The organism is Enterobacter sp. R-1.6.2 (genome assembly GCF_035064085.1).
Lineage (GTDB): Bacteria > Pseudomonadota > Gammaproteobacteria > Enterobacterales > Enterobacteriaceae > Enterobacter > Enterobacter asburiae_B.
Genome location: NZ_JASEYI010000056.1, coordinates 1 through 6,607, shown reverse-complemented (window position 1 = coordinate 6,607; position 6,607 = coordinate 1). Strand labels below are relative to the sequence as shown.

The following is a 6,607-nucleotide window of genomic DNA, read 5'->3' as shown; positions in this document are numbered from 1 at the left end:
CAGCGGCGTCGATAAACAGTTCCGCCATATCCATGTGGCTGAAGCTGACCACTTCAAACAGTTTGTGCGCCTGATCGAGCGCGCAGGTATCGACATTTAAATCCGGCTCACCCCGTGCGGCAGCCGCCGCACGGAATCTCATCAGACAGGAGCATGAAGATGAACGTTAACACCCCGGCCGCTGCACCAATGGCCTTTTTCGTTCCGTCACATAACGCCGTTTATGACCGGGCAACAAAGCTGGAAGGGCAGTGGGTGACTCAGCGTGAAGCGATAACGCTGGAATCCCTGCGCCGCCTCTATCCGGATGCGGAGTTGATCCCCGCGACTCTGGTACCGTACCTTTCCTTTCGGTGAAGTAACCTCTGACAGCCTCTAATTGTTCACCATCACAACCCTGTAATTCATTTCACTGGAGTGTCTATGTCTGCAATTAGGGCACGTTCTTCATTACTAAAAACCCTGCACAACTACCGGGCTGTACGTCTGCCGGCAGACCCTGGCCAGGAAACCCCGGGAGGAGATTGCATGAGGCCCATCAGACTGAAGACGCTTATCCGAAACCAGGCTTTCGCGATACTGACAGACTGTAGTGCGGATACTGAAACCCGAAAATGGACGGATTTGTTAACCCTGAAACTGTTTTATGCCTTAATTTTTACCGCCGTAGTCGAAAGGGTATAAACGGGGGGAAGACACCCTGACGCTGCCAAAAGACCAGCCGCTCTATCTGTCACATGCTTACGTGACCGCGCCGGGCGGACGGGATAACGACACCGGCGTGGTGCTGGCCGCGCTGAACAGCCGCGACATATCGACCCAGACCATGAACTCGCTGGCACAGAGTGGCCACCGTGCGGAAGTGTTCACCGCCGAAGTGCAGGACCGGGCTGAAGCCCGGTTGCAGCGCATGAAGACAAATGCCTCTCCCGTGCAGCTGGTCAAAAACCTGAGCGGACACCAGGACGTCAGTCAGGCGGTGGATTCACTGCATGACAGCGTCCGGACGGACGCGGGACTTGCCGTCTGGCGTGCCATTAACGACCAGCGCACCGTGGTTATCAGCGAGCTGAAGCTCGCGACGGAAGCGCAGAAATATCATCCCGACCTTGAGGCCATCGGGAATGAAATTGGCGCGATGATCAAAAACGGCGAGCTGTTATCCGTATCTGCAGGGGGAGAGCCGGTACTGGTTTCCCGGTCCACCTGGGAGATGGAGAAAGCCATTCTGCGCGTGGTGGAGGAAGGAAAGGGCACGCAGCAGCCGTTGCTGGAACAGGTACCGGAGGCCGTGCTGAACGGCCTGACGGATGGCCAGAAAAAGGCGACCACCCTGGTGCTGGGTACCACGGACCAGTTTATCGGGATTCAGGGCTATGCCGGCGTGGGGAAAACCACGCAGCTGAAGGCGGTGATATCTGCACTGGAGACCTTACCGGCGGACGTTCGCCCGGTGATGACGGGGCTTGCTCCTACGCACCAGGCAGTGAAAGAGATGAGCGACGTCGGTGTACGGGCGCAGACAATCAAATCCTTTGTCGTTGAGCATGACCAGGCGACGGCCGCAGGCGGGAAGCCTGACTATAAAGGCCAGGTGTTTCTTATCGATGAGTCCTCAATGGCAGGCAACCAGGATACGGCGGCACTGTTCCAGGCCATTGCCAGCGGCGGCGGTCGCGCAGTCTCGATGGGGGATATCGACCAGTTTGAAGCGGTCGACGTGGGCGCGCCGTTTAAGCTGATGCAGGAGCGAAGCCCGATGGATGTGGCCATCATGAAGCAAATCGTCCGTCAGAAAGACCTGCAGCTGCGCGGTGCCGTTCACGACATCATTGATAACCGGATCGATGCGGCCCTGCAGCGTATTGAAACCCAGACGGCTGACCGCGTTGCGCGTAGCGCTTCAGCCGCGCTCCCGGAGAGTGCCATTCAGGAAACGGAGGCGCCCGTTAACGATATCGTGGAGGACTGGACGGACCGGACGCCGGAGGCCCGGTCCCGCACGCTCATCATTGCGCAGCTGAACGCCGACCGTAAGGCGATAAATGCCGGCATTCATGCCGTGCTTGCTGCGCGGGGGGAACTTGGAGAGAAGGCCATTAAGGTGCCCGTGCTCGATAAAATCACCCATACCCGCCATGAGTTCAACAAAACAGAGGCCTGGGAAGCCGGGATGGTGGTTAAACGCGGCGATCGCTACCAGGATGTGCTGGCCGTTGACCGTAACGGCAGCACGGTGACGGTACGTGATGAGGAAGGGAAGATTGGTCTGGTTTCACCGAAGGAGCTGATCACCGGTGACGTGCAGCTGTTTCGCCGCAGCGAGATGGAAGTCCGTTCCGGCGATCTGCTTAAGTTCACGGCGACCGATCGCGAACAGGGGCAGATGGCCAACCAGCGCTATACGGTGGAGTCGGTCAGCGAGGAGGGGAATATCCGTCTGAAGGGGGAGAACGGTCGCGTCACCATCAATCCGGAGAAGGTCCGGGCGCAGCAGCATCTCGACTACGGATGGGCCGTTACCGGCTACGGTGCACACTCACCCGAACCATTCAGAAAGAACGTTAATCTCACTTTTAACCACGAGAATCAGACAATGAAAGCAAACAAATTAGCAGCATTTATAGTTACAACATACATTGGCTTTATTTCAACGGCACACGCTTCAGCCCCTCAGCCATTATTCAGCCCGGAGCAGGAGGCACGTATCGGCGAAATCGCTGCCGACTATCTGGTTTCTCACCCGGAGATTCTGGTGACGGTCAGTCATAAGCTGCAGGAACAGCAGGAGGCACGTAAGCAGAAGATGTTTGCACTCAGCGTAATGGAGAATCAGGCGAACCTTCTGCATGATCCGGACACACCGGCTTACGGGCCTGATAACGCAAAGGTCGCGGTGATTGAATTCTTTGATTACCAGTGCGTGTTCTGCAGCCGCTTCGCGCCGGAGCTGGAGAAGGTCATGAAAGCGCAGCCGGACGTCCGCTACCTCTTTAAGGAGTGGCCAATATTTGGTGGTCGCTGGGAAGCTTCACTTCAGGCTGCACAGCAGGGGTTGACGGTCTGGCAACAGAAAGGGCCTCAGGCCTATGTCACCTATCACAATGCCATTTACGCCACCGGCCATAATGAAGGCAAGCTGACGGCAGAGGATATACTCGCGGCAGCGTCAAAGGCAGGGCTGGCCGCCTCTGTGCCGGGCAACCATACCGCGTCCCTTGAGAAAAACAGTAACCTGGCAGAGGAACTGGGACTCACCGGAACGCCGGGGATCATCGTCATGCCCGTTAGCGGGGCGACTCCCGACACCATCACGGTGTTCCCGGAAGCCGTAACCGCTGAAAGACTTCAGGCAGCAATCCGGAAAGCCACCAAAGTGAAATGATCCTCAGTCCGAAGAACGTCTCCCGCCAGAGACTGTTTTTCATGTTCCGCGCGTAAATGCCATCTTCCCGTTCCGTTCTCCTGCGCTTCCTCGATCAGGCCTGCCGGCCTGATACTGCGGCGAGCGCTGCCGGTTATAGTCCCTTAAGGACAATTAGCATGCAAACTATGGACGGTTATCTGGTCTAACATCTGGAAAAATTACTGACGAGAAGGTAGTATTCGGATCGTCAGCGATCGTCTTGTGGTGGGACAGATTGTTGATTCAGATTACTTTTGTGACCTAACTCAAACTGACGGTTTGACAGCTTTGTGGTGAGGCTGACGGGTGGCAGAAGATGGTTTTACGGAAGAAATGCGGACTTCCGGAAACAAACAGGGACAGGACGTGTCCAGTAAAACGTTCAGGAGCAGGTAACGGGATTTCCCGGAGCCTGAATGCACAAACCCCCCGAAATCTGTCATCAACTTGGCGGAAGAGTCAGATATCAGGGGGTCCAAAAGCAGGCGCGTTGCCTGTGAAGGATTATAACGCATGCACCATAGAAAACAACACCCGGCCGCCATAAGAACAGGCCGCCGTGAATGACAATCAGATTTCTGTTCACTGGTCAGATCTACCGAAAGATGAGCTAACCCGTTTCTGGCAGGATGTCGATGCCGGCACTCAGGGTAATTTCCTCATTGCACCAGTCAAAAAACTCACCCGCCGCAAACGCGGTGAGCATTCCACAAAAGCCAAGTGTGAGAACCCGGCCTGGTATCGCCCGGAGCATTATAAAAAGCTCTCCGGACAGCTCGGTCATGCCTACAATCGCCTGGTGAAAAAAGATAAAGAAACCGGACAGGTCAGCCTGCGCATGCATGTTTCTCGTCACCCTCTCTATGTCGCCGGCCGCCGTAAGGCGGGGCGTAAATATGGCTTCCGTCCGGAACGTCAGCGCCTGCTCGATGCGCTCTGGCCAGTGCTCATCAGCTTCTGTGATGCCGGCAAGCATACCGTCGGCATGTGTATCTCCCGTCTTGCAAAAGAGCTCAGTGCAAAGGACGCAAAAGGCAATGTCATTTCTGAAACGGAGGTGACGGTGTCACGCCTTTCACGGCTTATTGAGGAACAGGTACGGTTTGGTGTTCTGGGTCTCGCGGAAGAACGCGCCTGGGATCGTGAATCCCGCACCTGGCTGCCAACGTATGTCTATATCACCCCTGTGGGATTCCAGATGCTGGGCGTCGATATGGACAAGCTGTTTAAAGAGCAGGAGAAGAAGCTCCGTCAGAGCGCCGAGCGTGAGCAGCTGATCCGGGAAGGGGTGATGAGCGAACATGATGATGTTCAGGCCCACTCTGCGCGGAAATGCTGGTCTGGCCGTAAGCGTCAGGAGGCACTCGTTTACCGGCGCAAAAAAGGCGCGGAGCGTAAACGTGCCAACAACCTGATTAAGCTGCCGGCAGATGAACGACTCCATGCAATGTCTGAATGGATTTACCGCACCCTGCCGCCTGACGAAGCGTACTGGTGCACATCTGAGCGCCTGAAGGCGCTGGCCATCCAGCATCTTTACCAGCTGGATCTGGCGCTTTCTCCACCGGATTAGTCACAGACGACACAGCAGTCTTCCTGTTTACAGGCCCCTCACCGGGGCTTTTCGTGCTGGTTTTTTTCGGCCATTCTGCTCATTTTTCATCCTTCACTCCTTTCTTCTTCCGGTCACCATGACGTTCTGCCGGTCGTAATGGCCCGTAATGGCCACTGTCTCTTTTTTTTTCACAGAAATCCGCAAACGAATAAGTTAAGTAACCCGGAAATGAATAAAAGACATTCCGCAAAACAATCTTACTTCACGTTTTTTATCTCTCTGTTCATTACATTCCAGAGTGGATCTTTGTCTTCGGCCACTCTGTGGATAACGTAAAATGCCTTCGCATGCAGCGGCCTCACGGCCGCGCGCTCAGAAGGAAATCAAAAGTACCTCCCGTCGCAGGCGCCGGGCCCCATTCTCGCCAGAACCAGGCACCGCATAAATACCTGACCCCTGCTAAACCGACGCCGCCCCGGCCCGAAGGGCCGGAACACCCTCGCTTTAAGAGGGATGTTGTAACTAGAAATCAAAGCAGCTGCAGTTAGCGTCGCGACAAGCCCGCTATACACGCTCGTAAGCGCCTCACGGCGCTAACGCGGAGATACAGCCCGTCAACGGCCTCTGGCCTCGACGGGCTCACTCCGACCGCGCACGTCACTACCAGGCGTGGCGGTTCGCGGGTATGGCTTTGCAGGGTAAGGGATGGGACAGGCAGAACCTTTCAAACCGCAGCGGCTTACGCCGGTCACGGCGCCCGTCGACTTTCTCTCCCTGTCTGGCTTCAGCTGGCGCCTCCATGCCGCGATGCGGCATCAGTGAGTTCTGCAGGGCAGCGTGCCCTTTTTTTGTTGTCAAAACTCGTTTCGGGAATATGCTTTCAGAAACAGATAAGCGAGGCGATAAAATGGACACGTTGCTTTTACCCGGCCAGAATCCCCGTGCCTGGGCCGAAACCATGATCAACCTGGAGGCCCGGAAACTGGTGAATACGGCCAACACGGTGGCGGCTATGCATCTCCAGGATGGTTTCATCCGGATTCAGTTTGTGGATGAGATCAGGGCATTCATCATGGCCCAGTTTGAGGCCGCACGCCGGGCGAAAACGGATGATGACTGTATGGCCTGTTTGCGGGCCTTACGGGCTGAAAATACCAGCCTGCTGGAGCAGTCCCGATCGCTCAGAACCGGCTATGCAAAACTCTATGCCGAGGTGAAGGTTGTCCGGGATGAGAATAAAATTGTGGGCTACATCATTTCAGCGGTCGACGTCGTGGTGGCCGGTGCGGCCATCTTTGGTGGGATCGTCATGATGTCCTCAATGACGCCGGTGGGCGTGGTGGCCGGCGCGGTGATTGTCGTAAATGGCTTTAACACGATTTCACGGGAAGCCGCGCACAACCTCCTCGGTGATAAGCAGACGGAGGGAATATTCGCTGACGGCTCGATGGAGATCGCTGAATTTCTGGGCTTCAGCCGGCAGCAGGGGCTGGGGACGTATAAGGCTGTCACACTCTTCAGCGAAGTCTACGGCGCGTATGGCCTGAGGCTGAAAGGGGTCGTCTCAGAAAACGGAATCTATGGTCACTCCCGTTTTTGCAACACCGATTTTGACGACAAGTTGGCTTGCTTGAATCTATCCGGCG

Annotated in this window: 4 protein-coding genes and 1 pseudogene; all 5 read left to right on the top strand. The window is 55.9% G+C overall.

Annotated elements, in window-relative coordinates:
* Positions 1–159 precede the first annotated feature (159 nt).
* Positions 160–357, top strand: a complete 198-nt coding sequence (locus QMN93_RS25180; protein WP_323620200.1) for a hypothetical protein — start codon at positions 160–162, stop codon at positions 355–357.
* Between the two features lie 469 nt (positions 358–826).
* A pseudogene (locus QMN93_RS25175) lies at positions 827–1,864 on the top strand (AAA family ATPase); the annotation flags it as partial.
* Between the two features lie 732 nt (positions 1,865–2,596).
* On the top strand, positions 2,597–3,385 hold the full coding sequence (locus tag QMN93_RS25170) for a DsbA family protein (RefSeq protein WP_119312305.1): 789 nt from the start codon (positions 2,597–2,599) through the stop codon (positions 3,383–3,385).
* A gap of 580 nt (positions 3,386–3,965) precedes the next feature.
* Positions 3,966–4,979, top strand: a complete 1,014-nt coding sequence (gene repA, locus QMN93_RS25165) for a plasmid replication initiator RepA (protein ID WP_047345083.1) — start codon at positions 3,966–3,968, stop codon at positions 4,977–4,979.
* A gap of 889 nt (positions 4,980–5,868) precedes the next feature.
* Positions 5,869–6,607: DUF4225 domain-containing protein (locus tag QMN93_RS25160; RefSeq protein WP_323630740.1), on the top strand; the 739-nt coding region annotated here is incomplete at its 3' end.

Coding starts and splice junctions, on each gene's coding strand:
- QMN93_RS25180 (WP_323620200.1), top strand. CDS start 160: ATGAACGTTAACACCCCGGCCGCTGCACCAATGGCCTTTTTCGTTCCG.
- QMN93_RS25170 (WP_119312305.1), top strand. CDS start 2,597: ATGAAAGCAAACAAATTAGCAGCATTTATAGTTACAACATACATTGGC.